Origin of the sequence: Sphingomonas sp. NBWT7 (genome assembly GCF_014217605.1) — a bacterium.
Taxonomy (GTDB): Bacteria; Pseudomonadota; Alphaproteobacteria; order Sphingomonadales; family Sphingomonadaceae; genus Sphingomonas.
Map to the genome: position 1 here is coordinate 2,461,850 of NZ_CP043639.1, position 25,745 is coordinate 2,487,594.

Sequence of the window (25,745 nt, forward strand, 5' to 3'; positions counted from 1 at the left end):
GCGTCAAGTCACCGCCGCGCGCACCGCATAGGCCGGGTCGCGCCACGTCTCGCGCGCGAGCACGTCGGCGATGATCTCCACCGCCTGCCACACGTCCTCGAACTGCGTGTAGAGCGGCGTCAGCCCGAGCCGCAGTACGTCGGGCGCGCGGAAATCGCCGATCACGCCGCGCGCGATCAGGGCCTGGCAGATTTCCCAAGCGTGCGGATGCGCGACGCTGACGTGGCTGCCGCGCATCGCCGTTTCGCGCGGGCTCGCCATCGTCAGCCCCGGGCAGCGCGCATCGATTCCGGAGATCAGCAGCTCGGACAGCGCGCGGCTCTTCGCCACCACATCGGCCATCGCAACGCCGTCGAACGTGTCGAGGCCAGCGTCGAGCGCCGCCATGCCGATGATCGGCGGCGTGCCGCACAGGAAACGCTTCATGCCCTCCGCCGGTCGATAGTCGTCGCCGAAGTCGAACGCCGCGGCGTGGCCCATCCACCCCGTCATCGGCGAGGCGAGCGTGCCGTGCAGCGCGCGCGCAACGTAGAGGAACGCCGGCGCCCCCGGCCCGCCGTTGAGATATTTGTAGCCGCAGCCGACCGCCAGATCGGCGCCGCATCCGCCGAGGTCCACCTCGACCGCGCCAACCGAGTGGCTGAGATCCCACAGCATCAGCGCGCCCGCCGCATGCGCCGCCGCGGTGACCGCGTGCATGTCGCGCATCGCACCCGTTTTGTAGTGGACGTGCGTCAGCACGACGACCGCGGTGTCGCCGTCGATCGCCGCGACGATGTCGGCGGCGGTGCGCACATGCCGCCCCGGCAGCGTCGCCGCCACGCCCTGCGCGATGTAGAGATCGGTCGGGAAATTGCCCGGTTCGGTCAGGATCGTCGATCGGCCGGGCCGCGCCTGGCACGCCGCGACGATCAGCTTGAAGAGGTTGGCAGACGTCGAATCGGCGACGATCACCTCGTCCGCCGCCGCCCCGATCAGCGGCGCAATCCGCGCGCCGAGTCGCGCCGGCGCGTCGATCCAGCCGTGCTTGTTCCAGCTCGCGATTAGGTCCCCGCCCCACTCGCGCGTCACCGTCTGCGCGACGCGCGCTGCGCTCGCCCTGGGCAGCGCACCGAGCGAATTGCCGTCGAGATAGATCACGCCGTCGGGCAACGCGAAGCGATCGCGGCACGCGCGCAGCGGATCGGCGGCATCAAGCGCGCGAACGTCGTCAAGCGTCGGCCAGTGTCGTTTGCCGCTCATAATACAGCCCTCACCGTCAGCAATTCTGGGAAGAACACCTGGTCGATCACCTTGGCGAGATACGGCACGCCCGCCGTGCCGCCGGTGCCGCGCTTGAAGCCGATCACCCGCTCCACCGTCTTCAGATGCCCGAAGCGCCACAATTGGAAACGATATTCGAGATCGACGAGCTTCTCGGCGAGCTCATACAGGTTCCACCACCGCTCGGGCGCGGCATAGACCTGCGCCCAGCATGCCTCGACCGCGGGCGACGCGGCATAGGGCTGCGTGAAATCGCGCTCCAGCCGGTCCGTCGGCACCGGCAGCCCCGCCCGTGCCAGCGCGCGCAGCGCCTCGTCGTAGATGCTCGGGCGGTGCAGCGCGCCCTCGAGCGCCGCCTGGAGGTGCGGTGCGTCGCCGAACACCGCGATCATCGCCGCATTCTTGTTGCCGAGCAGATATTCCATTGCGCGATACTGGTGCGACTGGAAGCCCGAGCTCGCCCCCAGTGCGCCGCGCATCGCCGAGTAATCGGCCGGGGTGATCGTCGCGAGGATCTCCCAGCTGCCGATCAGCTGCTGCTGGATCCGCGCCACGCGCGCCATCATCTTGAACGCGGTGTCGAGCCGGTCGTCGGCGATCGCCGCGCGCGCCGCGTCGAGTTCGTGCAGGCACAGTTTCATCCACAGTTCGGACGCTTGGTGGATGACGATGAACAGCATCTCGTCATGCGTGTCGCTGAGCGGCGTCTGGCAGCCGAGCAGGTCGTCGAGGCGGAGATAGCTGGTGTAGCTCGGGCTGCCGGGCGGCGTGACTAGATTCGGGGGCGGGGCGGGCGTGCGCTGGTCCATGCCGCCGGCTGTAGCGCGATTGGCAGCGGATTTCGCGTGCCTAGCCGGTGCAGCACCAATTGCGCGTTAACCGTCGCGCCCTACGAATACGCGAACAGCGGCGCGCAAAGCGGCGTTGGCGGGGCAACGAAGCGAGCGCGAACATGACCTATCTCGTCACCGGTGCGGCCGGGTTCATCGGGGCGGCGGTGGCGCGCCAGCTGCTCGATCGCGGCGAGCGCGTCGTCGGGATCGACGATCTGAACAATTACTATCCCGTGCAGCTGAAGCGCGATCGCCTCGCGACGCTGGCGCACCCCAACTTCACCTTCGCGCACGTCGACATTGCCGACAATGCCGCGCTCACCGCCGCGCTCGCGCCGCACGCAATCACGCACATCGTCCACCTCGCCGCACAGGCGGGCGTGCGCTACTCGATCACCAACCCGCACGCCTACGTCCAGTCGAACCTCGTCGGGCAGGTCAACATGCTCGAATATGCCCGCCGGCTCGATGGCCTCGTCTCGATGAGCTACGCCTCGTCGAGCTCGGTCTACGGCGGCAACGTCAAGCAGCCGTTCGCCGAGGACGATCGCGTCGACGCGCCGATCTCGCTCTACGCCGCAACCAAGAAGGCCGACGAGCTGATGGGCAACGTCTATGCCCACCTCTATCGCCTGCCGCTGACGGGCTTGCGCTTCTTCACCGTCTACGGCCCGTGGGGGCGGCCCGACATGGCGCTGTGGCTGTTCACCAACGCGATCCTCAAGGGCGAGCCGATCCGCGTCTTCAACAACGGCGACATGCGGCGCGACTTCACCTATATCGACGATATCGTCGCGGGCGTCCTCGCCGTCACCGATGCGCCCCCCGCCGACGACGGCGCCACCCCGCCGCACCGCGTCTACAACATCGGCAACAACAAGCCCGAGCAACTCCTGCGCATGATTGACGTGCTCGAGGACGCGATCGGAGTAAAGGCGATCCGCCAACTCGAACCGATGCAGCCCGGCGACGTCCCCGCCACCTACGCCGACATCACCACCATCCAGCGCGATCACGGCTTCGCGCCGACGACGCCAATTGAGGTGGGCATTCCGCGCTTCGTCGAATGGTTCCGCGGCTATCACGCACGGTCCTGATCGGACCCGTCTCCGCCGCGTACGACACGCGACGTCTGTCCTACATCGCCTGCCGTATATATGTTCCCGTTCTGTTCGTAATACAGGAGGGGATATGATCGACGAACTTATCGACGCGGTGATCGATCGCGAGGGCGGCTACAGCAACCATGCCGCCGACCGCGGCGGCGCGACACGCTGGGGCATCACCGAGGCGGTCGCGCGCGCCAACGGCTATGTCGGCGAGATGCGGCATTTCGCGCGTGAGGCGGCAGCGCCGATCTACCGCCGCCTCTACTGGCAGCGCCCGCGCTATGACGCCGTGGCGGAACGTGCGCCGCTGATCGCCGCCGAACTGTTCGACACCGGGGTCAACATGGGGCCCGCCGTCGCCACCGCGTTCCTGCAGCGCGCGCTCAACGCGCTCAACCGCGGCGCGCGCGACTATCCCGACATATCGCTCGACGGGCGCGTCGGCCCGCAGACCCTCGCCGCGCTCGATCTCTTCCTGCTCACCCGCGGCGCGGGCGGCGAAACCGTGCTGCTCAAGGCGATCGAGGCGCTGCAGGGCGAGCGCTATCTCTCGCTTGCCGAGCGCCGCCCGGCGAACGAGGCGTTCCTCTACGGCTGGCTTGCCAACCGGTTGGGCTGAGGAGAGCGGACATGGCGATCCTCGATACGATCATCGGCCCCGTCGCCGCGCTGATCGACAAGATCATTCCCGATCCCGCCGCGCGCGAGGCGGCGAAGCGCGAACTCGTCCGGCTGGAAGGCACGCAGGAGCTCGAACGCGTCAAGGCGCAGATGGCGGCAGTGCTGGCGGAGGCCAGCTCTCCCGACGCGTGGACCAGCCGCGCACGCCCAAGCTTCCTCTACGTCATGTACGTGCTGCTCTTGTGGTCGATCCCGATGGGGCTGATCGCCGCGGTACGCCCGGCAGCGGCGGAGGCGATCGCGCGCGGCATGAACGCCTATCTCGCCGGCATCCCCGAACCGCTCTACGCGCTCTTCGGCACCGGCTATCTCGGCTACACCGTGGCGCGCGAGTGGGGCAAGGCGAAGCTGCGTTAGATACGGTGGCGCGGTGCGGGGGGCAGACGTTGCGGTGCGGACGGCCGCGACTGTTGCGCCGCCCCGCCCGCGTCCTACATCGCGGGACATGAGCGAACATAGCAGCATGCCCGTCTGGCACGGCACGACGATCCTCTCGGTGCGGCGCGGCGGCAAGGTCGTCGTCGCTGGCGACGGCCAGGTCTCGATGGGGCAGACCGTGATGAAACCCAATGCGCGCAAGGTCCGCACGCTCGGCCCCGACGGCAAGGTGATCGCCGGGTTCGCCGGCGCCACCGCCGACGCCTTCACCCTGTTCGAGCGGCTCGAGGCGAAGCTCGAGCGTCACCAAGGCCAGCTGATGCGCGCCGCGGTGGAGCTCGCCAAGGACTGGCGCACCGACAAATATCTGCGCAACCTGGAAGCGATGATGATCGTCGCCGACAAGGACGTGACGCTGATCCTCACCGGCAACGGCGACGTGCTCGAACCCGAGGCGGGGGTGGCGGCGATCGGATCGGGCGGCAATTTCGCGCTCGCCGCCGCGCGTGCGCTTGTCGATTACGAGGGCGACGCCGAGACGATCTGCCGCAAGGCGATGAAGATCGCCGCCGAGGTGTGCGTCTACACCAACGACCGGCTGGTGGTGGAAACGCTCGACAGTACGAGTTGAGCTTGGCGGTTTGGCGGTTCCGTACCCGTTCGCCCTGAGGAGGGATTGAGCGTAGCGTAGCGTAGCGAAGACGAAAGCCCGTCTCGAAGGGCGGTGCTTCGAGACGGCACCCTTCGACTGCCTGCCAAGGCAGGCGCTCAGGACAGGCTTCGCCTGCGCCTCAGCACCTCCTCAGCACGAACGGAGGGGGGCGCAGCACGAACGGGCGGAGGCAATCCACCGCAAGCGCTAAGCGCTTGTCTTCCGCCGCGTCCGCGTCCAATCACGCCGGCCATGATCCCACGCATTTCCATCGTCGGTCGCTGGCTCGCGACCGGCGCCGCGGCGCTCTCGCTGCTCGCCTGTTCGCAGGGCGACGCACGTCCCAAGTCCGCTTCGGCGAAAGCGCCGCCGCAGCCCTATGCGCGCGATCCCTTCCCCTCCACCTATCGCGCCTACCCCGGCGTGCCGACGTTGGTGCGCAACGTCACCGTCTATGACGGCGAAGGCGGGCGGATCGACAACGGCCAGGTGCTGTTCGCCGACGGCAAGATCGTCGCGGTCGGGCAGAGCGTGAACGCGCCGGCCGACGCGCAGGTGATCGACGGCACGGGCAAGTGGGTGACGCCCGGCGTGGTCGATATCCACAGCCACCTCGGCGATTATCCCACCCCCAGCGTGCAGGCGCACAGCGACGGCAACGAGGCGACCGGGCCGATCACCGCGGACGTCTGGGCGGAGCACAGCGTGTGGCCGCAGGATCCCGGTTTCAGCCGCGCGCTCGCCAACGGCGGCGTCACGACGCTGCAGATCCTGCCCGGCTCGGCGAACCTGATGGGTGGCCGTTCGGTGGTGCTCAAGAACGTCTACGCGCGCACGATGCAGGCGATGAAATTCCCCGGTGCGCCTTACGGCCTCAAGATGGCGTGCGGCGAAAATCCCAAGCGCGTCTACGGCTCGAAGAGCCGTCAGCCTTCGACGCGGATGGGCAACATCGCTGTCGATCGCGCGACCTGGGCGAAGGCGCAGAGCTATCGCCGCAAGTGGGACCGGTACGACGCCGACGGCGGCGATATGCCCGATCGCGATATCGCGATGGACACGTTGCGCGGCGTGCTGGCGGGCGAGATCCTGATCCAGAACCACTGCTATCGCGCCGACGAGATGGCGATCGTCGAGGATATGGCGAAGGAATTCGGCTACAAGGTTACCGCCTTCCACCATGCGGTGGAAGCGTACAAGATCGCCGACATCCTGAAGGCCAACGGCACTTGCGCGGCGGTGTGGGCCGACTGGTACGGCTTCAAGATGGAAAGCTACGACGGGATTGGAGAGAACCTCGCGATCCTCGAACGCGCGGGCGCGTGCGCGATGATCCACTCGGACGACGAGAATGGCATCCAGCGGCTCAACCAGGAAGTCGCCAAGGTACTTGCCTCGGGCCGCCGTGCGGGGATCGACATCGCGCCGCAGGTCGCGTGGAAGTGGCTGTCGCTCGGCCCCGCCACCGCGCTCGGCATCGCCGACCGCACCGGCAGCCTCAAGCCCGGCAAGATGGCCGACGTCGTGCTTTGGAACGGCGATCCGTTCAGCGTTTATACCCGGCCCGAAAAGGTGTGGATCGACGGCGCGCTGCTGTTCGACGCCACCGATCCGAAGCGTCGCCCGGTGAGTGATTTCGAACTCGGCCAGCCCGGCTCGGGAGACGTCAAGTGAAGCGCGCCCTCCTGCTCCTTGCCACGATGCTGGCAAGCCCCGTGGCTGCGCAGACCGTCGCCATCACCGGTGCCACCGTCGCGACGGGCGACGGCTCGGCCCCGATCGAGAACGGCACCGTCGTGTTCCAGAACGGCCGCATCGTCGCGGCCGGCCCCGGCATCGCCGTGCCCGCGGGCGCGCAGGTGATCGATGGCCGCGGCAAGTGGGTCTCGCCCGGTTTCGTCGCGGGCTTCAGCGATCTCGGCATCAGCGATGCGGCGGGGGTCGAGGAGAGCAATGACGCCGGCGCGCGCAACGCGCCGTTCAACGCCGCGATCGACGTCGCGGTGGCGATCAACCCGGCCGAGGTGAAGATCGCCAACGAGCGGCTGGGCGGCGTCACGCGCGCGCTCGTCGCGCCGGAAGCGGCGGGCTCCATCTTCGCTGGCGAGGGCGCGGTGATCGATCTCGGCGACGATCCCGACGCCGTCACCCGCCCACGTGCCTTCCAGTTCGTCGAACTGGGCGAATCGGGCGGGCGTCTGGCCGGCGGCAGCCGTCCGGCGGCCTATGCCATGCTGCGCGACGCGCTCGCGCAGGCGGAGGACTATCGCCGCAATCCCGCAGCGTTCGGTGGCCGCGAGCGTATGTCGTTGGTCAAGCGCGGCGACGCGCAGGCGCTGCTCCGCGTGCTCGACGGCAGTGTCCCACTCGTTGTGCATGTCGAGCGCGCTAGCGACATTCTCACCGTCCTCGCCCTCCCGCGCGATTATCCGCGGCTCAAGCTGGTGCTGACGGGCGTCTCCGAAGGCTGGATGGTCGCGCGCGAGATCGCCGCCGCGCGCGTCCCCGTCATCGCCGCCGCGCTCGCCGATCTGCCTGCGCAGTTCGAATCGCTCGGCGCGACCGAATCGAACGTCGGGCGGATGCGTGCTGCGGGCGTCCAGGTTGCGCTCGCCTCGACCGGCAACAGCGGCGGTGAGCATAACCTGCGCCAGTACGCCGGCAATCTCGTCGCGATTGCGCGCCTGCCCGGCCACACCGGGCTCGCCTGGGGCCAGGCGCTCGCCGCGATCACCTCGGGCCCGGCCGCCGCGCTCGGGATGGACGGCGAGATCGGCAGCCTGCGCGCCGGTCGCCGTGCCGACGTCGTGCTGTGGGACGGCGATCCGCTCGAACTGTCCTCCGCGCCGACCGCGGTGTGGATCGACGGCCGCGCGCAGCCGATGAACTCGCGCCAGAAGGCATTGCGCGACCGCTATCTCGTGCCGACCGAAGGCGCGCTGCCCAAGGCCTATGAGCGCTGAACCTGCCCGCGTAACAGGGCGGCCGAACCAATGCGTCGCCTGATCGATCCCGAGCCACGCCGCGATTGTGCCGAGACGCGGCGATGACGGCCGAGTTCGGCCTCGTCGCACTGTGGCTCGCCGCCGCGCTCGCCGCGATGCAGCTCGCGCTCGCCGCCCTCGCGGTGCGGCGCGACGACACCGCCCTCGCCATCGCGGTCCGCCCGGTTGCGATCGTGCAGGGCGGGCTCGTCCTGCTCGCGATGGCGGCGCTGATCCGCGTCTTCCTCGCCTCCGACATGTCGGTCGCGCTGGTCGTCGCCAACAGCCATTCGGCCAAGCCCTGGCTGTACAAATTCGCCGGCGCGTGGGGCAATCACGAAGGCTCGATGCTGCTGTGGGTCACGATCCTCGGCCTTGCCGGCGGCGCGGTGGCGCTGCTCGAACGGCGCGTGGCTGAGCGCACGCTCACCGCGACGCTCGGCGCGCAGGCCGCGATCGCGCTCGGCTTCTACGCCTTCCTGCTCTTCGCCTCGAACCCGTTCGCGCGGCTCGCCGATCCGCCCGCCGACGGCCAAGGATTGAACCCGCTGCTGCAGGATCCCGGCCTCGCCTTCCACCCGCCGACGCTCTACGCCGGCTACGTCGGCCTGTCGGTCGCCTTCTCCTTCGCCGTCGGCGCGCTGGTGACGCGCGACGTCGGGCCCGCCTTCGCGCGTGCGATGCGGCCGTGGGTGCTCGCCGCCTGGGTGTTCCTGACGCTCGGCATCACCGCCGGCAGCTACTGGGCCTATTACGAGCTCGGCTGGGGCGGTTGGTGGTTCTGGGACCCGGTCGAGAACGCCTCGCTGATGCCGTGGCTCGCCGCCACCGCGCTGCTCCACTCGGTCAGCGTGCTCGCGACGCGCGATGGTTTGCGCGCCTGGACGGTGATGCTCGCCGTTGTCGCCTTCTCGATGTCGATGCTCGGCACCTTCCTCGTCCGCTCGGGCATCCTGACGAGCGTTCACGCCTTTGCGGTCGATCCCGAACGCGGCGCCTTCATTCTCGTGCTGCTGGCGCTCTACATTGGCGGCGCGCTGACTCTGTTCGCGACGCGCATCGGCGTGGTGCGTGCCGGCACGACGTTCGAGGTCGTCAGCCGCGAGGGCGCGCTGGTCGCCAACAACCTCCTCCTCTCGGTGATTCTGGGCATCGTGCTGATCGGCACCTTCTATCCGATCGTCGCGGCATCGATGGGCACGCAACTGTCGGTCGGCCCGCCGTTCTTCGAGAAGGCCGCCGGTCCGATCGCACTCGCGCTCGTCGCGATCATGGCGGCGGGCCCGCTGCTGCGCTGGCGCAGCGACACCGGGCAGGCGCTGCTCCAGCGGATGACCTGGCCGATCGCCGCGACGATGTTCGCCGGCGCCGGGCTGTTCGCGCTCGCCGGCTGGTTCGGCGCGCTGCCGCTGCTCGGCCTCGCACTTGCCGCCGGGCTGGCGGTGGCGAGCGTCGCGCCGCTGGTCGGCCGCAACCTGCGCCGCACGCCCCTGTTCGTCTACGGCATGGTGATCGCGCATCTCGGCATCGCCGTCAGCCTTGCCGGCATGGCGGCGTCGTCCGCCTTCACGAAGGAGACGCTGGTCGCCAAGGGCGTCGGCGAGCCCGCCTTCGTTGGGCCGTACCGCGTCGTGCTGCGCGGCATCCGCCCGGTGATCGGCGACAATTGGTCCGCGCTCGAGGCGCGGCTTGAGATACAGCGCGGCGAGGCGGCGCCGACGCTGCTCGCGCCGCAATCGCGCTTCTTTTCCAACCCGCCCACCACCACCAGCGAGAGCGCGATCCTCACCGCGCTCGACGGCCAGCTCTACACCGTGCTCGGCCAAGCGGACGGCGCGGGCCGCTGGCAGCTGCGGCTATGGTGGAAGCCGTGGGTGACGCTGATCTGGTTCGGCGGCGCGCTGATCGCGCTCGGCGGTGCGCTGTCGATCGTCGGCCACGCGCTGCGCGATCGCCGGCAGAAGCGTCGCGCGGTCGAGGCGGCCGACGCGCAGGCGTATCGCGCGGCCTGGGGAGTCTGATGGGCGTGCGTGTGAGCGGCCGATGAGGCGCTGGCTGCTCTGGCTGCCGCTCGCCGCGTTCATGCTCGTCGCGCTCTTCGCCGCGCGCGAATTGCGCAAGCCCGCCGATCGCACCGTCTATTCGGCGATGGTCGGCAAGCCGGTGCCCGATTTCACGCTGAAGCCGATTGCGCCGGGCAAGTCCGGCCTAGCGCTCGCCGATCTCAAGACCGGCAAGCCGCGCCTGCTCAACATCTTCGCCAGCTGGTGCGTACCGTGCATCGCCGAAGCGCCGCAGCTGATGAAACTGAAGGCGCTGGGCGTCCCGATCGATGCGATCGCGATCCGTGATACCGGCCCCGCGATCGCCGATTTCCTCGCGCGCAACGGCGACCCGTACCGGCGCATCGGCGACGATGCCGATAGCCGCGTCCAGCTGTCGCTCGGCTCGTCGGGCGTGCCCGAGACGTTCGTTATCGACGGGCGCGGCATCGTCGTGAAGCAGCACGTCGGCGATATCCGCGACGAAGATGTCGCCGAACTCGCCGCCGCGTGGCGCGCCGCGCGATGAGCGGCGCCGCGCGCCTCTGGCAGTGGCTCGCGCTCGCCCTTGCGCTTGCCGTGCCCGCCGCCGCGCAGACGCGCCCGGCGGCCGATTACGCGAACGTCCAGCTGCGCGATCCGGCGAAGGAAGCCGAGGCGGCCGCGCTGATGGCGACGCTGCGCTGCCTCGTCTGCCAAGGCCAGTCGATTGCGGACAGCGACGCCGACATGGCGGGTGACATGCGCAGCCTGGTGCGCCAGCGCGTCGCCGCTGGTGAGAGCCCAGCCGAGGTGCGCGACTGGCTGATCGCGCGCTACGGCGATTACGTGACCTACGATCCGCCAATGAGCGCGGTGACGCTGCCGCTGTGGCTCGCCCCGCTCGCGCTGCTGGCAATCGGCGCGTGGATCGCGCGCGCCAGCTTCCGCCGCCGCAAACGACCGGGCGATCCAAGCTAGGCCCGCCGCTCCAGCCGCATCTCGACCGACGCCACGTCGCGGCCCAGCATCAGGCACGGCCGCGTCCCCTGCCCGGTCTCGACGAACCCCAGCTTGCGCAGCACCGCGCCCGACGCCGCATTGTCCGCGAAATAGTTCGACAGGATATACGGCAGGCCCAGCGTATCGAACCCATAGGCGACCACCGCGCGCGCTGCCTCGGTCACGATCCCCTCGCCCCACGACGCGCGCGCCAGCCAATAGCCGAGTTCCGCCGTCTCGCCGTCTGGCGTCAGCCCCACCGCGCCGATCATCCTATCCGTGCCGTCACGCGTGATCGCCCAAACCCATTCGCCCGGCACGACATGGTCGAGGAAGAAGCGCGCGTCCGCCGCCGTATAAGGGTGCGGTATCCGCGACAGCCGCCGCGCGACCTCGGCATCGCCCACCGCGTCGATGATCGCCGGCACGTCGCGATCGTCCGGACGCCGCAGGTGTAGCCGTGCCGTGTCGATAACCGGCCGATCGTAATTCTGCGCCACTGCCATGCTCTCCCGCGATCTCGTCGCGCCGCTACTGCCATCGCAGCCTGCCCGCTTACACGACGGACTACCAGCAATTGCCTCTGGAATTTCGCCGCGAGCGCGCATAGCGTCGCGCCCAGAACAAAAGTTACGGAGAGGGGCTGGCCGATGGCCGTCACGATTTGGGATCACCCGCTGTCGCCCTATGCGCAGAAGGTGAAGATCGCGCTGCGCGAGAAGGGCGTCGGGTTCGACACCGCGATCCCCGGCGGGATCGGCGTCGGCGGCGCGGCGGGGGATTTCGTCGCCGCCAACCCGCGCGCCGAAGTGCCGGCGCTGATCCACGATGACGCCGCGATCTTCGATTCGACGATCATCCTCGAATATATCGAGGACGCCTGGCCCACGCCCCCTCTGCTCCCCGCGACGCCCGCCGAGCGCGCGCGCGTGCGGATGATCGAGGAGGTCGTCGACACGCATCTCGAAGCGGTCAACTGGGGGCTCAGCGAATTGCGCTGGTTCCGCCGCGCCGAAGGGCCGCTCGGCGACGCGCTCGCCGGCAAGGCGGCGGCGCAGATCCGCGGCTATCACGCTTGGCTCGAACGTGCGCTGGGGAACCGCGAATGGTTCAACGGCGACAGCTTCGGCTGGGGCGATCTGTCGGTCGTGCCCTATATCAACGGGTCCGCCGGCCACGGCGTCCCACCCGCCGAAGGCTCGCCGCTCGCCGCGTGGCTAGCCCGCGCCAATGCCCGCCCATCGGTGCGCGATACCGTCGCGGAGGCGACCGCCGTCGCCGCGTCGGGCGGGATGGGCGATGTCGCCAAGCTGCTCGATCAGGGCCTGTTCAAGCGCGAATACCGCGATCACCGCCTCGAATGGATGGTCAAGTCCGGCGGGATCGACGTCGTCACGCAGGGCCTCGCCAAGGGCAACATCCGCTTCTCCCCCGATCTCGCCTGATTTTCCGGAGCCGACCGCATCATGCATCTCGTCAGCGATCACATCGTCGAAGGCCGCGCTGGCCCCACGTTCGACCAGGTCTATCCTACCCTGCCCGGCGTCGACCTCATCGACATCAAGCGCTTCACGCAAGGCCAGCCATGGGCCGATTTCGCCCGCATGCGCGAGGAGGCACCCGTCATGTGGCACCCGATGCCGCGCGGCGGGATCGGCTTCTGGGCTGCGACGAGCTTCGCGGGCGTCAAGCAGATCAACGGCGATCCCAAGACGTTCAGCTCGGAGACGGGCGGCATCCTGATGGCGCTCGGGCCGCAGGAAACGCGCCACCCGACGCTGTTCTCCGCCTCGACCAACTCGATGATCAACCTCGACGGCCGCCCGCACCGCGAGATGCGGCGCGAGCACATGCCCTATTTCACGGCCAGCTATATCAAGACGCTGCGCGAGCGGGTCTCGGGCGAAGTGACGCGGCTGCTCGACACGATGGCGCCGCTCGGCAAATGCGATCTGGTCGAGAAGTTCTCGCAGCGCCTGCCGATCTTCACTCTGTGTGAGATGCTCGGCGTACCGCCGTCGGATCGCGAGCGCTTCATCGGCTGGATCCACTTCCTCGAAATGGCGCAGCAGGTCGCGACCGAACAAGCCGAGCAGCTCGCCGGCGGCGGCGAGCTCAGCCCGCAGATCGCCGCCTTCATCGAACTGTTCAACAAGAACGTCGCCGAGATGTTCGCATACGGCCGGCACATGATCGCCAAGCGCCGCGCCGATCCGCAGCCCGATCTGATGAGCGCGATCGCCAATGCGGTGGTGGAGGGCGATCAGCTGCCCGATCCGTATCTCGACGGCGCGTGGCTGCTGATCGTCTTCGCCGGCAACGACACGACGCGCAACTCGATCTCGGGCGCGATGAAGCTGTTCACCGAGAATCCGGGCGAGAAGGCGCGGCTGCAGGCGGACGGCAGCCTGCTGACCAATGCGGTGCACGAGATCACCCGCATGGTCTCCCCCGTCATCTACATGCGCCGCACCGCCACCGCCGATACCGAGGTCGAGGGGCAGAAGATCGCGGCGGGCGAGAAGGTGATCATGTATTACGGCGCGGCGAACCGCGATCCCAAGATGTTCGCCGATCCCGACCGCTTCGACATCACGCGCGCGAACGCCGAGAAGAACATCGCCTTCGGCCACGGCCCGCACATCTGCATCGGACGGATGACGGCGCAGCTCCAGCTCGAGGAAGCCTATCGCCAGATCTTCGCGCGCTTCCCCGACATCCGCTGGACCGGCGAGATGGATATCGCCCCCAACAACTTCGTCCACGCCGTCCGCCGGCTGGAGGTCGAATTCACCCCCGAGCGCGCCGCCCAGGCGGCGTGACCGGCTGATCGGCGGGCGGCGCGTGGTTCGGCGCCGCCCGTTGCCCCGCGTTCAGTCCGCCGCCAGGCCCAGCTCGGCGGCGTAGCTGCGGACCCCCGCCGCCAGCGGCCGCGCGTGATCCATGCCCAGCGCGCGCAACCGTGCGACGTCGAGCACCAGTCGCGGCACGTCGGCCGCGCGCGCCGGCTTGAAGTCGAGCGCGATCCGCCGCCCCGTTGCCGCTTCCACCGTCCGCACCACCTCGATCAGCGAATGTCCCATGCCGCTGCCGATGTTGACGATCGTGCCGCGCACGTCGCGCTCAATCAGGTCGCGCAGCGCGCGCGCCAGGTCGGCGACATGGATATAATCGCGCACGCTCGAGCCATCGCCCCACACGTCGAGCGCTCGCCCCTCCCGCACCCGGCCGAGCAATACCGAGACGAGCCCCTGCGCGCCGTCGAGCGCCTGATGCGGGCCATAAGGGTTGGACGGACGCGCGATCAGCAGGCGCAATCCGCGCGCGGCGTGAAGCTCGAGCAGCGCCAGTTCGACTTGCCGCTTCGCCTCGCCGTACAGGCTGATCGGCGCGCAGGCGTCGTCCTCGCGTGCGCGCTCACGCGGCAACGCGCCGTACACCGTCCCGCCCGACGATACGAAGACCAGATCGACGCCGCGCGCCGCAAGCTCGCTGGCGAGCGCGATCGTCGGTGCGATCACCGCCTGCTGCTCGTGCTCGAACTGCGCCGTGCTGCTCGACGGCAGCATCGTCGACACGAGATGGACGACGGTGTCGATCCGCCGCGCGTCGATCAGCCGTAGAATCGCGTCGGTCGCCGTCAGCGCAAGCGCCGTCACCACCGCGCCGTCGATCGATCGGGCCGTCCGGCCGAGCAGCGTCACATCATGCCCTGCCTCGCGCAGCGCCGCCGCCAGATTGCGCCCAATAAACCCGCCGCCACCCAGCAGCAGGATATGGCGCGGCCGCCCGGCCGCCACGCTATTCGTCACGAGGGGCGACCACCGCCGGCGTGGGGCACCGATCGACGATACGTCGCGCGGGGGGCGGCGCGATCGCCGAAAAGCGGCAACCGACCCGTCAGCACCGCATCTGCGCTACCGCGTTCGTCATGGCTCATGCATCATGCCCTAAGCACCGGCGGAAGAGCCGCGGTCCGATAGCGTCCACCAACCCGATGCCCGCTATTCAAGCAGCGCCGTGGCCTCGCGTCACTACCCCGCCCGGATCACATGCTGCGCATCAATGACCGTAGGTCTTGATGCCCCGGCGGCGCAGTTTGTCGCGGCGACGGCGCTTCATATAGGCCATGCCGACCGGCGCACCGACGATCATGATCGCGCCGATGATGGCATAGGCAATCATTTCACGAGTAAGATCAACCATGGCGGATTTATTGCAAAGCCCGCTCGCGCTGTCACCATGATTGTTTGATCATGTACCGTACACTCCCCTCGTTGCACTATCGCTCGGCGCTGCAACTTCACCGCTGCCGTTCCGACAATCGTCGGCGCACCGCACGAATATTTCGGCGGTACGCGGCCTTCCGTTCGGGCGCAGGCTGACCGCAGATAACCGATTTGCGATCGGCAGCCTGGTGTCCCGTTGTTAGTCCCGGCGACGAATTCGGCCCGTGGCAAAGTGCAGAAGAGGCATGGATCAGGCGGCGGGATCGACGGCGGCGGCGGCGACGCAATACCTGCCGGCTTGATCACGGCTCTTCGTCTTTTCGCCTTTGATGTCGTCCTTACCGCGACCGATGAACGCATGGTGGTCGACGGCCACTTACGGTAAGGTGGCGTCATGTCGATCAGCCCATACGCAAACCGGCCCGCCCGCACCTTCTGGAAAAGCGGTGTCGCAGCGGATTTGCCGACGCGCACGGCTCTTTACGAAAAGCGATTCGTCATCGCGAAGACCGATCGGATTGCCACGGCAGGAAGCTGCTTTGCCCAGCATATCGCGCGCAATTTCCGCCAGCGCGGCTATACGATCCTCGATACCGAACCTTCCCCGCCGTTACTGTCGCCGGAAGATGCGACGCGCTTCGGTTTCGGCCTGTATTCGGCGCGATACGGCAACATCTACACGTCGCGGCAGTTGCTTCAGCTATTGCAGGAGACGTTCGAGGGGCGTGATCCCGGGGACATCGTATGGGAGCGGGGCGGCCGCTATTTCGACGCCTTGCGCCCCGCGGTCGAGCCGGGCGGCCTTGCGTCCCCTGAAGAAGTGCTGGCGCATCGCCGCTCGCACATCGGCAAGGTGGCGAAACTGTTCCGCGAAACGGACGTGTTCGTCTTCACATTCGGCCTGACCGAGACGTGGATGGACACCGCCAGCGAAACGGTTTTCCCGACCGCGCCCGGCACGATCGCGGGCAGCTTCGATCCGGCGCGCTTCCAGTTCCGCAATCTCGACTATTTCGATGTGTGGCGTGATTTCGTTGCGGTGCGGCGCATCCTGCGGGCGATCAATCCGGCGATGCGCTTTCTTGTCACGGTATCACCGGTGCCGCTCACCGCGACCGCGACCGAGCAACATGTGCTGGCCGCGACGGTCTATTCCAAATCGGTGCTACGCGCAGTCGCCGGGCGAGCGTATGACGTGTTCGACGACGTCGATTACTTTCCGTCGTACGAAATCATCGGCACGCCGTTCATGCGCACGAATTTCTATAGCGATTCCCTCCGTGAGGTCGCCGACGAGGGCGTTTCTGCCGTGATGCAGGCGTTCTTTGCCGAGCATGGGGGCGCGGATGCAGCGGCGCCTTCTGCCCCGCTACCCGCGGCGCGCCGTGGCTCGGACCGGGAAAGCGAGGGCGTGGTGTGCGAAGACATGTTGCTGGACGCGTTCGGCGCATGAGCGTGCCCGACCAACTCCGCCTGTGCGTGATCGGCAATTCCCACGTGCTGCCGCTACGTGCCAATTGGAGCAGCGTCGCCGAACTGGAAGGCGTCGCCACCACGTTCTTCTGCGCGAGCGGCCGCAAGCTCGACGGGTTAAAGGTCGAGGGGTCGGCTATCGTGCCCGACAATCCCGCGCTTGCCGAGGCGCTGAAACAGACTGCACGTGTTACCGATCGGATCGTACCGGCGGACTATGATGCGGCGCTGGTGGTCGGTTTGCAGACCGGCATCCGCCCGCTGTGGGATCTGTATGCGACACACCGGCTGGCCGAACATGCCCGGCCGCGGCATGTCGTCATCTCGCCCGCCTGTCTCGAGATGGCGATCGAGGGCATGTTCGCCCGCTCCGTCGCGGTGAGGATCTTCGCATTGCTGCGAGAACTCGGGATGAACAGAATCTATCTGGTGCCCGATCCGAACACGCCCGAACAATATGCGGTCAATCGGCCGACGCTGGCCGATGCGGCGGTTAACGCCTTTGTCTCGGCAGCGTTCGACCGTGGGCTTGCTCAACTCTCGGCGCGCCATGGCGTCACCGTGATCCATCAGCGTCCGGAAACGAAGCGCGACGGCTTCACGCTGGCGCACTATTCCATGTCCACCGACGATGAGGAGGAAGGGCGCAGGACATCGCGCGTCCGGATGCTGCATGCCAGCAAGGCTTTTGGTCTGCTCGTGGCGCAGGATGTCGCAGCAGCGCTCAGAAAAAAAGCGCGCACGGCCGCCTGACGCAATCGGGCGGTCACCGATTCCCGGTCGTAGCGCCGTATATCGTCGAGGTTACCCAGCCGCCGTGCCCAAACAGCTCAGCAAGCGCACGCCGTATGGTCATCAGTAGAAAACGCCGACACGCGAACGCCCCGCTTCGGCAAGCGGGAAATAATGGTGCCCAGAAGAGGACTCGAACCTCCACGCCCTTGCGAGCGCCAGCACCTGAAGCTGGTGCGTCTACCAATTCCGCCATCTGGGCACGGGGTAGGCCGGCGCCTCTAGGGCCGGGGCGGCGGCCTTGTCAACAGCGGCCTCGCACGGCTAGGGGCGGCGCGATGTTTCCGGCGGAGCGCGAGATGAAGGACAGGCTGTTCACGCTGGTCGGCGGTGGCGGATTTCTGGGGCGCTATATCGCCCAGGCGCTGCTCAAGACCGGCGCCCGCGTGCGGATCGCGCAGCGCGATCCGCGCGAGGCGTTCTTCCTCCGCCCGCTGGGCGGGCTCGGGCAGACGCAGTTCGTCGCGGCGGACGTGACGCGCCCCGATACGATCGCGCGCGCGGTCGATGGCGCCGACGGCGTCGTCAATCTCGTCGGCATCTTCGCCGGCAATCTTCAGGCGGTGCACGTGGATGGCGCGCGCACGCTGGCCGCCGCCGCGCAGCGCGCGGGCGCGGCGAGCTTCGTCCACATTTCCGCGATCGGCGCCGATGCCGAGGGCACGTCGGTCTACGCGCGCACCAAGGGCGAGGGCGAGGCGGCGGTGCGCGACGCCTTCCCTGCCGCGACGATCCTACGCCCGTCCACCGTCTTCGGCCGCGAGGACGAATTCGTGAACCGCTTCGCGGGCATGATCCAGAAACTGCCGGTCGTCCCGGTGCTGAAACCCGAGACGCGCTTCCAGCCGGTGTTCGCGGGCGACGTCGGCGAGACAGTGCGCGTCGCGCTGTCGGATCCCAAGACGTACGGCGGCCGCACCTTCGAGCTTGGCGGGCCCGACGTGCTGTCGATGCTCGAGCTGCACCGCTGGATCGCGGCGCAAATCGGCCGCAACCCGTCGCTCGTTCCGCTGCCCGACGCGGCCGGCGCGCTGCTCGCCAGCCTGCCGCTGTCTCCGATCTCGCGCGATCAGTGGAAGCTGCTCCAGCGCGATACGGTTGTCGCCAACGGCGCCGAAGGGCTGGCCGCGCTCGGCATCACACCGACGCCACTCGCCGCGGTCGCCCCGCAGTGGCTGGTGCGCTATCGCCGCAACGGCCGCTTCGCCAAGCCGAGCGCGGCGTGATCGCATCCTGATCACCGCCGGGCGCCGGGTGCGCGCCCGCTGACGATCACTCCCGGCGGCCCTCGCGCCGTACGCGCCGCCTCGCGCGGCGCCGACCCGAAAGGCCCACATGTCCGATTTCCTGACCGCGATCCTGCTAGGTATCGTCGAAGGCGTCACCGAATTCCTGCCTGTCTCCTCCACCGGCCACCTCGTCCTCGCGACCGAGCTGCTCGGCTACGACCCGCAGCGCTGGGCGGTGTTCAACATCGCGATCCAGCCGGGCGCGATCCTCGCCATCGTCGTCCTTTACTGGCGCACCTTCATGGCGGTGCTCGCCGGGCTGGCGAAGCGCGAGCCCAAGTCGATCGCGTTCGTCCGCAACCTCCTCATCGCCTTCGTCCCCGCGGTCGCGCTCGGCCTGGCGTTCAACGACCAGATCGAGGCGTTGCTCGAAAATGCGGTCGTCGTCGCCTGGGCGCTGATCGCCGGCGGTGTCGCGATCCTCGTCATCGAACGGCTGGCGAAGACGCGCGAGGTGAGCGGGATCTCGGGGGTCACCACCGGCCAGTCGATCAAGATCGGCCTTGTCCAGTGTATCGCGATGATTCCCGGCGTCAGCCGCTCGGGTGCGACAATCATGGGGGCGATGGCGCTCGGCATCGATCGGCGCACCGCGGCCGAATTCTCCTTCTTCCTCGCGCTGCCGACGCTGACCGGCGCGACGGTGCTCCAGCTCGTCAAGCATCGCGACGCGATCACTGGCGGCGATCTGCAGCTGATTGCCGTCGGCGCGCTCGTCTCGTTTGTTGTCGCGCTGGCGGTGGTGAAGGCCTTCCTTGCGGTGGTTACGCGCCATGGGTTCGCGCCTTTCGCTTGGTATCGAATTGCGGCCGGTGCGACGGCGCTATTCATGCTCTCAGGCCGATAGTCCGGTATCGGAACTAAAAACATCACTATTGGGGGCTAATTATATTGCGAACTGCGCAGTTACGACGAGATAGGGCAGCATGGCTGACTTGATGCACTTCTGCTGATGTGAGACCGGCGTCGGCGGAGAACGCTCATGACCGCCGATACGATGCTGAAATTCGTCGCGACGCCGCAGTCCTATCCGGAAAAGCGCGCCGCCGAGGCGCGCGCGGATGATTTCCGCGAAATCGCCGATCGCTATGCCATCGTGCGGGCGGAGGAGCAGGCCGGGCGCTGCTCGCAGTGCGGGGTGCCCTATTGCACCGTCCACTGCCCGCTGCACAATCACATCCCCGACTGGCTGCGCCTCACTGCGGAAGGCCGGCTGCGCGAGGCGTACGAGCTGTCGAATGCCACCTCGACGATGCCGGAGATCTGCGGCCGCATCTGCCCGCAGGATCGCTTGTGCGAGGGCAATTGCGTGATCGAGTTCACCGGCCACGGCGCGGTGACGATCGGCTCGGTCGAGAAGTTCATCACCGATACCGCTTGGGAGGAAGGCTGGGTCGAACCGCTCGTCCCCGGTCCGGCGCGCGGGCTGTCGGTGGGGGTCATCGGCGCCGGGCCGGCGGGGCTGAGTGCGGCCGAATATCTGCGCGGCTTCGGCTATGACGTCCACGTCTACGATCGCCACGATCGCGCCGGCGGGCTGCTGACCTACGGCATCCCCGGCTTCAAGCTTGAGAAGCCGGTGGTGATGCGCCGCGTCGATCGGCTGAAAGCGGGCGGCATCGTCTTCCACGAAGGCTTCGCGGTTGGTTCGGACGCGACGCTCGCCGAGCTGCGCGCGCGCCACGACGCGATCCTGATCGCGACCGGCGTCTACAAGGCGCGTGCGATCGACGTGCCCGGCAGCGATGCGGGCAGCGTGGTCGAGGCGCTCGACTATCTCACCGCGTCGAACCGCAAGAGCTTCGGCGATGCCGTGCCCGCGTTCGACGACGGCAGCCTCGACGCGAGCGGCAAGAACGTCGTCGTGATCGGCGGCGGCGATACCGCGATGGATTGCGTGCGCACCGCGATCCGCCAGGGCGCCGCCTCGGTGCGCTGCCTCTACCGCCGCGATCGCGCCAACATGCCCGGCTCGCAGCGCGAGGTGACCAACGCCGAGGAGGAAGGCGCCGAGTTCGTCTGGCTCTCCGCGCCGCACTCCTTCACGTCCGGCGAGGGAGCCGAAGCCGTCGCGGCAGTGCGCGCCAACCGCATGCGCCTCGGCGCCCCCGACGCCAGCGGCCGCCGCGCGCCCGAGGTCGATCCTGGCGGCCCGGTCGACATGCCGGCCGATCTGGTGATCAAGGCGCTCGGCTTCGATGCGGAGGCGCTGCCGCATCTGTGGGACGCACCCGAACTCGGCGTCACCCGCTGGGGCACCGTGCTGGTCGACAACAAGACGCTGATGACCAGCCTCGACGGCGTGTTTGCCGCGGGCGACATCGTGCGCGGCGCCAGCCTCGTCGTCTGGGCGATCCGCGACGGCCGCGACGTCGCCGCCTCGATGCACCAATATCTGAAGGCCAAGGCCGCCGCCTCACCCGCGAAGGAAGCCGCATGATCGACCAGCGCACCTATCTCGCCACCCACGGTATGTACCGCCCCGAGTTCGAGGGCGATGCGTGCGGCGTCGGCATGGTCGCCGCGACCGACGGCAAGCCGTCGCGCCGCGTTGTCCAGTCGGCGATCGATGCGCTGAAGGCGGTGTGGCACCGCGGCGCGGTCGATGCCGACGGCAAGACCGGCGACGGCGCGGGGCTCCACGTCGACCTGCCGGTGCGTTTCTTCGACGATGCGATCGCGCTTGGCGGGCACAAGGTGCTGCCCAACCGGCTCGCGGTCGGCATGGTGTTCCTGCCGCGCACCGATCTCGGCGCGCAGGAGACGTGCCGGACGATCGTCGAGAGCGCGATCATCGAGGCTGGGTACACGATCTACGGCTGGCGTCAGGTGCCGGTCGACGTGTCGGTCATCGGGATGAAGGCGCAGGCGACGCGCCCCGAGATCGAGCAGATCATGATCGCCGGTCCGCTGCCCGATGAGGTCGACGCCGCCGAGTTCGAGAAGAACCTCTACCTCGTCCGCCGCCGGATCGAGAAGCGCGTCATCGCCGCGCAGATTCAGGGCTTCTACGTCTGTTCACTCAGCTGCCGCTCGATCATCTACAAGGGGCTGTTCCTCGCCGAGAGCCTGTCGGTCTTCTACCCCGACCTGACCAACAAGCGCTTCGAGAGCCGCATCGCGATCTTCCACCAGCGCTATTCGACGAACACCTTTCCGCAATGGTGGCTGGCGCAGCCGTTCCGCTGCCTCGCGCACAACGGCGAGATCAACACGATCCGCGGCAACAAGAACTGGATGCTCAGCCACGAGATCCGCATGGCCTCGATCGCGTTCGGCGAGCATTCGGAGGATATCAAGCCGGTGATCCCGGCCGGCGCGTCGGACACCGCGGCGCTCGATGCGACGTTCGAGGCGATCTGCCGCTCAGGGAGAGACGCGCCGACCGCCAAGCTGATGCTCGTGCCCGAAGCGTGGCAGAGCGACGTCGCCGACGACATGCCCCCCGCGCACGCCGCGATGTACCAGTATCTCGCCTCGGTGATGGAGCCGTGGGACGGCCCCGCCGCGCTAGCGATGACCGACGGGCGCTGGGCGGTCGCAGGGATGGATCGCAACGCGCTTCGTCCGCTGCGCTACACGCAGACCGCCGACGGCCTGCTCATCGTCGGGTCGGAGAGCGGCATGGTCGTCGTCCCCGAATCGACGATCATCGCCAAGGGGCGGCTGGGGCCGGGGCAGATGATCGCGGTCGATCTCGCCGAAGGGCGGCTGTACCACGATCGCGCGATCAAGGACCGGATCGCCGCCGAGGCTGACTATGCCGGCATGATCGGCAATTTCGCCGCGATCGACGATCTGCCGCCGGCGCCTGCGAGCGACGTGCCACGCTACGATCGTGCCGAGCTCGCGCGGCGCCAGGTCGCCGCCGGGCAAACGCTCGAGGACATGGAGCTGATCCTGTCGCCGATGGTCGAGACGGGCAAGGAAGCGATCGGCTCGATGGGCGACGATACGCCGCTCGCCGTCATTTCGGACAAGCCGCGCATCATCAGCCAGTTCTTCCGCCAGAACTTCAGCCAGGTGACGAATCCGCCGATCGACAGCTTGCGCGAACGCTACGTCATGTCGCTCAAGACGCGCTTCGGCAATCTCGCCAACATCCTCGATACCGAGGACAGCCGCGAGCGCGTGCTGGTGCTCGATTCGCCGGTCCTCACCTCGTCGCACTGGGCGCGGCTCAAGGCCTATTTCGGCCGCGCCGCCGCCGAGATCGACTGCACGTTCGAGGCGAATGGCGGGCCGGAGAAGCTGCGCGCCGCGATCCAGCGCATCCGCAACGAGGCCGAACAGGCGGTGCGGCAGGGCAAGAGCGAGCTGTTCCTGACCGACGAGCATATCGGGCCCGAACGTGTGGCGATCGCCGGCGTGCTCGCCGCCGCCGCGGTGCACACGCACCTCGTGCGTCGTGGCCTCAGGTCCTACGCGTCGATCAACGTGCGCACGGCGGAATGCCTCGACACGCATTATTACGCGGTGCTGGTCGGCGTCGGCGCGACGACGGTGAACGCCTATCTCGCCGAGGCGGCGATCGCGGATCGCCAGGCGCGCGGGCTGTTCGGCGATCTCGCGCTCGACGAATGCCTCAAGCGCCACCGCAAGGCGGTCGAGGAAGGCCTGCTCAAGATCATGTCGAAGATGGGGATCGCGGTGATCTCCTCCTATCGCGGTGGCTATAATTTCGAGGCGGTCGGCCTCAGCCGCGCGCTGGTCAACGATTTCTTTCCCGGCATGCCCGCGAAGATCTCGGGCGAAGGCTATGCCTCGCTCCACGTCAACGCGAAGGACCGCCACGACGCGGCGTTCGACGAAGCGGTCGTCAACCTGCCGATCGGCGGCTTCTATCGCCAGCGGCACACCGGCGAGGCGCACGCCTATTCGGCGCAGCTCATGCACCTGTTGCAGACCTCGGTCTCGACCGACAGCTATTCGACCTATCTGCAATTCTCGCGCGGGGTCGGCGATCTGCCGCCGGTGTACCTGCGCGATCTGCTCCAGTTCAACTTCCCGTCGGAGGGCGTGCCGGTCGACCAGGTCGAGCCGATCACCGAGATTCGCAAGCGCTTCATCACGCCGGGCATGAGCCTCGGCGCGCTATCACCCGAGGCGCACGAGACGCTGGCGATCGCGATGAACCGCATCGGCGCCAAGGCGGTGTCGGGCGAGGGCGGCGAGGACAAGGTCCGCTACCAGCCGTACGAGAATGGCGACAACGCCAATTCGGTGATCAAGCAGATCGCCTCGGGCCGCTTCGGCGTGACCGCGGAATATCTCAATGCCTGCGACGAGATCGAGATCAAGGTCGCGCAGGGCGCCAAGCCCGGCGAGGGCGGGCAGCTGCCCGGCTTCAAGGTGACCGAGTTCATCGCCAAGCTGCGCCACGCGACGCCGGGCGTGACGTTGATCTCGCCGCCGCCGCATCACGACATCTATTCGATCGAGGATCTGGCGCAGCTCATCTACGATCTGAAGCAGATCAACCCGCGTGCGCGGGTGTGCGTGAAGCTCGTCTCGTCGGCGGGCATCGGCACCGTCGCGGCCGGCGTCGCCAAGGCGCATGCCGACGTGATCCTCGTCTCCGGCCACGTCGGCGGCACCGGCGCGTCGCCGCAGACGAGCATTAAATATGCCGGCACGCCGTGGGAAATGGGGCTCAGCGAGGTTAACCAGGTGCTGACGCTCAACGGGCTGCGCGGGCGGATCAAGTTGCGCACCGACGGCGGGCTTCGCGTCGGGCGCGACATCGTCATCGCCGCGATCCTCGGCGCGGAGGAATTCGGCATCGGCACGCTCAGCCTCGTCGCGATGGGCTGCATCATGGTCCGCCAATGCCACTCGAACACCTGCCCGGTCGGCGTCTGCACGCAAGACCCGCGGCTGCGCGAGAAGTTCGTCGGCACGCCCGAAAAGGTCATCAACCTGATGACCTTCATCGCCGAGGAAGTGCGCGACATCCTCGCGCGGCTCGGCGTGCGCAGCCTCGACGAGGTGATCGGGCGCACCGAATTGCTTCGCCAGGTTAGCCGCGGCGCCGAGCATCTCGACGATCTCGACCTCAATCCGATCCTCGCCAAGGTCGATGCGACCGACGCCGAGCGCCGCTTCACGCTGTCGACCTTCCGCAACGAAGTGCCCGACAGCCTCGACGCGCAGATCATCAAGGATGCCGCGGCGGTCTTCTCGCGCCGCGAGAAGATGCAGCTTACCTATTCGGTGCGCAACACGCACCGCGCGGTCGGCACGCGGCTGTCGAGCGAGATCACCCGCACCTTCGGGATGAGCGCGCTTAACGACGATCACGTCACCATCCGGCTGCGCGGTTCGGCAGGGCAGAGCCTCGGCGCGTTCCTGTGCAAGGGCATCACGCTCGAGGTATTCGGCGACGCCAACGATTATGTCGGCAAGGGATTGTCGGGCGGCGTCATCGTCGTGCGTCCGGCGGTCTCCTCGCCACTCGCCAGCCAGGAAAACACGATCATCGGCAACACCGTGCTGTACGGCGCGACCTCGGGCGCGCTCTACGCCGCGGGTCAGGCAGGCGAGCGGTTCGCGGTGCGCAATTCGGGCGCGACGGTAGTGGTCGAGGGCTGCGGCGCGAACGGCTGCGAATATATGACCGGCGGCGTCGCGGTCGTACTCGGCGGCGTGGGTCAGAATTTCGGTGCGGGCATGACGGGGGGCATGGCCTTCGTCTACGACCACGACGACAGCTTCGCGCGCCGCGCCAATCCCGAAAGCATCACCTGGCAGCGGCTCGCCTCGACGTATTGGACCGGCGTACTGCGCAGCCATATCGAACGCCACGCGCGCGTGACCGATTCGAAGTGGGCGCGCGGCATCCTCGAGGATTGGGAACGTGCGGTCGGCCGCTTCTGGCAAATCGTTCCGCGCGAGATGCTCACCCGCCTCCCCCACCCGCTCGACGATGCGCCGGCGATGGAGGCAGCGGAGTAGCGCAGAGCCAAGACAGCCGCGTCATTGCGAGCGAAGCGAAGCAACCCAGCGCCGGACCGCGTAACCCCCGGATCGCGTCGTTACG

The 25,745-nt window shown here is 68.1% G+C and carries 23 protein-coding genes and 1 tRNA gene; 17 read left to right on the forward strand and 7 right to left on the reverse strand.

Going from position 1 to position 25,745, the window contains the following annotated elements; genetic code table 11:
* Positions 1–3 precede the first annotated feature (3 nt).
* Positions 4–1,242: a kynureninase gene (gene kynU, locus F1C10_RS11950; RefSeq protein ID WP_185206456.1), complete on the reverse strand. Its 1,239-nt coding sequence runs from the start codon at positions 1,240–1,242 to the stop codon at positions 4–6.
* Complete coding sequence (locus tag F1C10_RS11955) at positions 1,239–2,072, reverse strand: tryptophan 2,3-dioxygenase (RefSeq protein WP_185206458.1); 834 nt, start codon at positions 2,070–2,072, stop codon at positions 1,239–1,241. The genes kynU and F1C10_RS11955 overlap by 4 nt, the downstream gene beginning before the upstream one ends.
* A gap of 143 nt (positions 2,073–2,215) precedes the next feature.
* Here F1C10_RS11955 and F1C10_RS11960 point away from each other — a divergent pair, with 143 nt between their 5' ends.
* The 9 genes from F1C10_RS11960 (at position 2,216) to F1C10_RS12000 (ending at position 10,902) form a co-directional block, all read left to right on the forward strand.
* On the forward strand, positions 2,216–3,193 hold the full coding sequence (locus tag F1C10_RS11960; RefSeq protein WP_185206460.1) for an NAD-dependent epimerase/dehydratase family protein: 978 nt from the start codon (positions 2,216–2,218) through the stop codon (positions 3,191–3,193).
* 94 nt (positions 3,194–3,287) lie between these two features.
* On the forward strand, positions 3,288–3,824 hold the full coding sequence (locus F1C10_RS11965) for a glycoside hydrolase family 108 protein (RefSeq protein ID WP_185206462.1): 537 nt from the start codon (positions 3,288–3,290) through the stop codon (positions 3,822–3,824).
* Positions 3,825–3,835: 11 nt separating this feature from the next.
* A complete protein-coding gene (locus F1C10_RS11970; protein ID WP_185206464.1) occupies positions 3,836–4,243 on the forward strand; it encodes a holin family protein in 408 nt (135 codons plus the stop codon).
* Positions 4,244–4,331: 88 nt separating this feature from the next.
* Positions 4,332–4,895, forward strand: coding sequence for an ATP-dependent protease subunit HslV (gene hslV / locus F1C10_RS11975; RefSeq protein WP_308458059.1), 564 nt, complete (start codon positions 4,332–4,334; stop codon positions 4,893–4,895).
* Between the two features lie 273 nt (positions 4,896–5,168).
* The gene (locus F1C10_RS11980; protein WP_185206466.1) at positions 5,169–6,590 is read left to right on the forward strand and encodes an amidohydrolase; all 1,422 of its coding nucleotides are present in this window, start codon (positions 5,169–5,171) and stop codon (positions 6,588–6,590) included.
* Positions 6,587–7,879 carry an amidohydrolase family protein gene (locus tag F1C10_RS11985; protein WP_185206468.1) on the forward strand — a complete coding sequence of 431 codons (1,293 nt, stop codon included), beginning with the start codon at positions 6,587–6,589 and terminating at the stop codon, positions 7,877–7,879. The genes F1C10_RS11980 and F1C10_RS11985 overlap by 4 nt, the downstream gene beginning before the upstream one ends.
* An 83-nt stretch (positions 7,880–7,962) precedes the next feature.
* Positions 7,963–9,921, forward strand: a complete 1,959-nt coding sequence (locus tag F1C10_RS11990; protein ID WP_185206470.1) for a heme lyase CcmF/NrfE family subunit — start codon at positions 7,963–7,965, stop codon at positions 9,919–9,921.
* A gap of 22 nt (positions 9,922–9,943) precedes the next feature.
* Complete coding sequence (locus tag F1C10_RS11995) at positions 9,944–10,471, forward strand: redoxin family protein (protein WP_185206472.1); 528 nt, start codon at positions 9,944–9,946, stop codon at positions 10,469–10,471.
* Positions 10,468–10,902: a cytochrome c-type biogenesis protein gene (locus tag F1C10_RS12000; RefSeq protein ID WP_185206474.1), complete on the forward strand. Its 435-nt coding sequence runs from the start codon at positions 10,468–10,470 to the stop codon at positions 10,900–10,902. Before F1C10_RS11995 ends, F1C10_RS12000 begins: the two co-directional genes overlap by 4 nt.
* Here F1C10_RS12000 and F1C10_RS12005 read toward each other — a convergent pair.
* Complete coding sequence (locus tag F1C10_RS12005) at positions 10,899–11,429, reverse strand: GNAT family N-acetyltransferase (RefSeq protein ID WP_185206476.1); 531 nt, start codon at positions 11,427–11,429, stop codon at positions 10,899–10,901. The two genes, F1C10_RS12000 and F1C10_RS12005, sit on opposite strands and share 4 nt — an antisense overlap.
* Positions 11,430–11,573: 144 nt before the next feature.
* Here F1C10_RS12005 and F1C10_RS12010 point away from each other — a divergent pair, with 144 nt between their 5' ends.
* Together F1C10_RS12010 and F1C10_RS12015 are read left to right on the forward strand one after the other, a co-directional pair.
* On the forward strand, positions 11,574–12,368 hold the full coding sequence (locus F1C10_RS12010) for a glutathione S-transferase family protein (RefSeq protein WP_185206478.1): 795 nt from the start codon (positions 11,574–11,576) through the stop codon (positions 12,366–12,368).
* Positions 12,369–12,389: 21 nt separating this feature from the next.
* Entirely contained in the window at positions 12,390–13,745 is a 1,356-nt protein-coding gene (locus F1C10_RS12015) for a cytochrome P450 (RefSeq protein WP_185206480.1), read from the forward strand.
* A gap of 51 nt (positions 13,746–13,796) precedes the next feature.
* On the opposite strand, the gene F1C10_RS12020 is transcribed toward F1C10_RS12015, so the two are convergent.
* From F1C10_RS12020 to F1C10_RS16735, 3 genes are all read right to left on the reverse strand, one after another.
* Entirely contained in the window at positions 13,797–14,735 is a 939-nt protein-coding gene (locus tag F1C10_RS12020) for an NAD-dependent epimerase/dehydratase family protein (RefSeq protein ID WP_185206482.1), read from the reverse strand.
* 250 nt (positions 14,736–14,985) lie between these two features.
* The gene (locus F1C10_RS12025; RefSeq protein ID WP_185206484.1) at positions 14,986–15,129 is read right to left on the reverse strand and encodes a hypothetical protein; all 144 of its coding nucleotides are present in this window, start codon (positions 15,127–15,129) and stop codon (positions 14,986–14,988) included.
* A 273-nt stretch (positions 15,130–15,402) separates the two neighbouring features.
* On the reverse strand, positions 15,403–15,528 hold the full coding sequence (locus tag F1C10_RS16735; protein ID WP_258042890.1) for a hypothetical protein: 126 nt from the start codon (positions 15,526–15,528) through the stop codon (positions 15,403–15,405).
* An 18-nt stretch (positions 15,529–15,546) separates the two neighbouring features.
* Between F1C10_RS16735 and F1C10_RS12030 the strand changes: the two genes are divergently transcribed.
* Positions 15,547–16,605: a GSCFA domain-containing protein gene (locus F1C10_RS12030; protein ID WP_219729751.1), complete on the forward strand. Its 1,059-nt coding sequence runs from the start codon at positions 15,547–15,549 to the stop codon at positions 16,603–16,605.
* Entirely contained in the window at positions 16,602–17,378 is a 777-nt protein-coding gene (locus F1C10_RS12035) for a hypothetical protein (RefSeq protein ID WP_185206486.1), read from the forward strand. Before F1C10_RS12030 ends, F1C10_RS12035 begins: the two co-directional genes overlap by 4 nt.
* Before the next feature lie 154 nt (positions 17,379–17,532).
* Here the strand turns inward: F1C10_RS12035 and F1C10_RS12040 are convergent.
* Positions 17,533–17,619 (reverse strand) — tRNA-Leu (locus tag F1C10_RS12040).
* Positions 17,620–17,716: 97 nt separating this feature from the next.
* Here F1C10_RS12040 and F1C10_RS12045 point away from each other — a divergent pair.
* The 4 genes from F1C10_RS12045 to gltB all read left to right on the forward strand — a co-directional run bounded on the left by F1C10_RS12045 (position 17,717) and on the right by gltB (position 25,660).
* Positions 17,717–18,643, forward strand: a complete 927-nt coding sequence (locus F1C10_RS12045) for a complex I NDUFA9 subunit family protein (protein ID WP_185210215.1) — start codon at positions 17,717–17,719, stop codon at positions 18,641–18,643.
* 109 nt (positions 18,644–18,752) lie between these two features.
* Positions 18,753–19,553: an undecaprenyl-diphosphate phosphatase gene (locus tag F1C10_RS12050; RefSeq protein WP_185206488.1), complete on the forward strand. Its 801-nt coding sequence runs from the start codon at positions 18,753–18,755 to the stop codon at positions 19,551–19,553.
* 135 nt (positions 19,554–19,688) lie between these two features.
* On the forward strand, positions 19,689–21,146 hold the full coding sequence (locus F1C10_RS12055; protein ID WP_185206490.1) for an NAD(P)-dependent oxidoreductase: 1,458 nt from the start codon (positions 19,689–19,691) through the stop codon (positions 21,144–21,146).
* Positions 21,143–25,660, forward strand: coding sequence for a glutamate synthase large subunit (gene gltB / locus F1C10_RS12060; RefSeq protein WP_185206492.1), 4,518 nt, complete (start codon positions 21,143–21,145; stop codon positions 25,658–25,660). Before F1C10_RS12055 ends, gltB begins: the two co-directional genes overlap by 4 nt.
* Positions 25,661–25,745 lie beyond the last annotated feature (85 nt).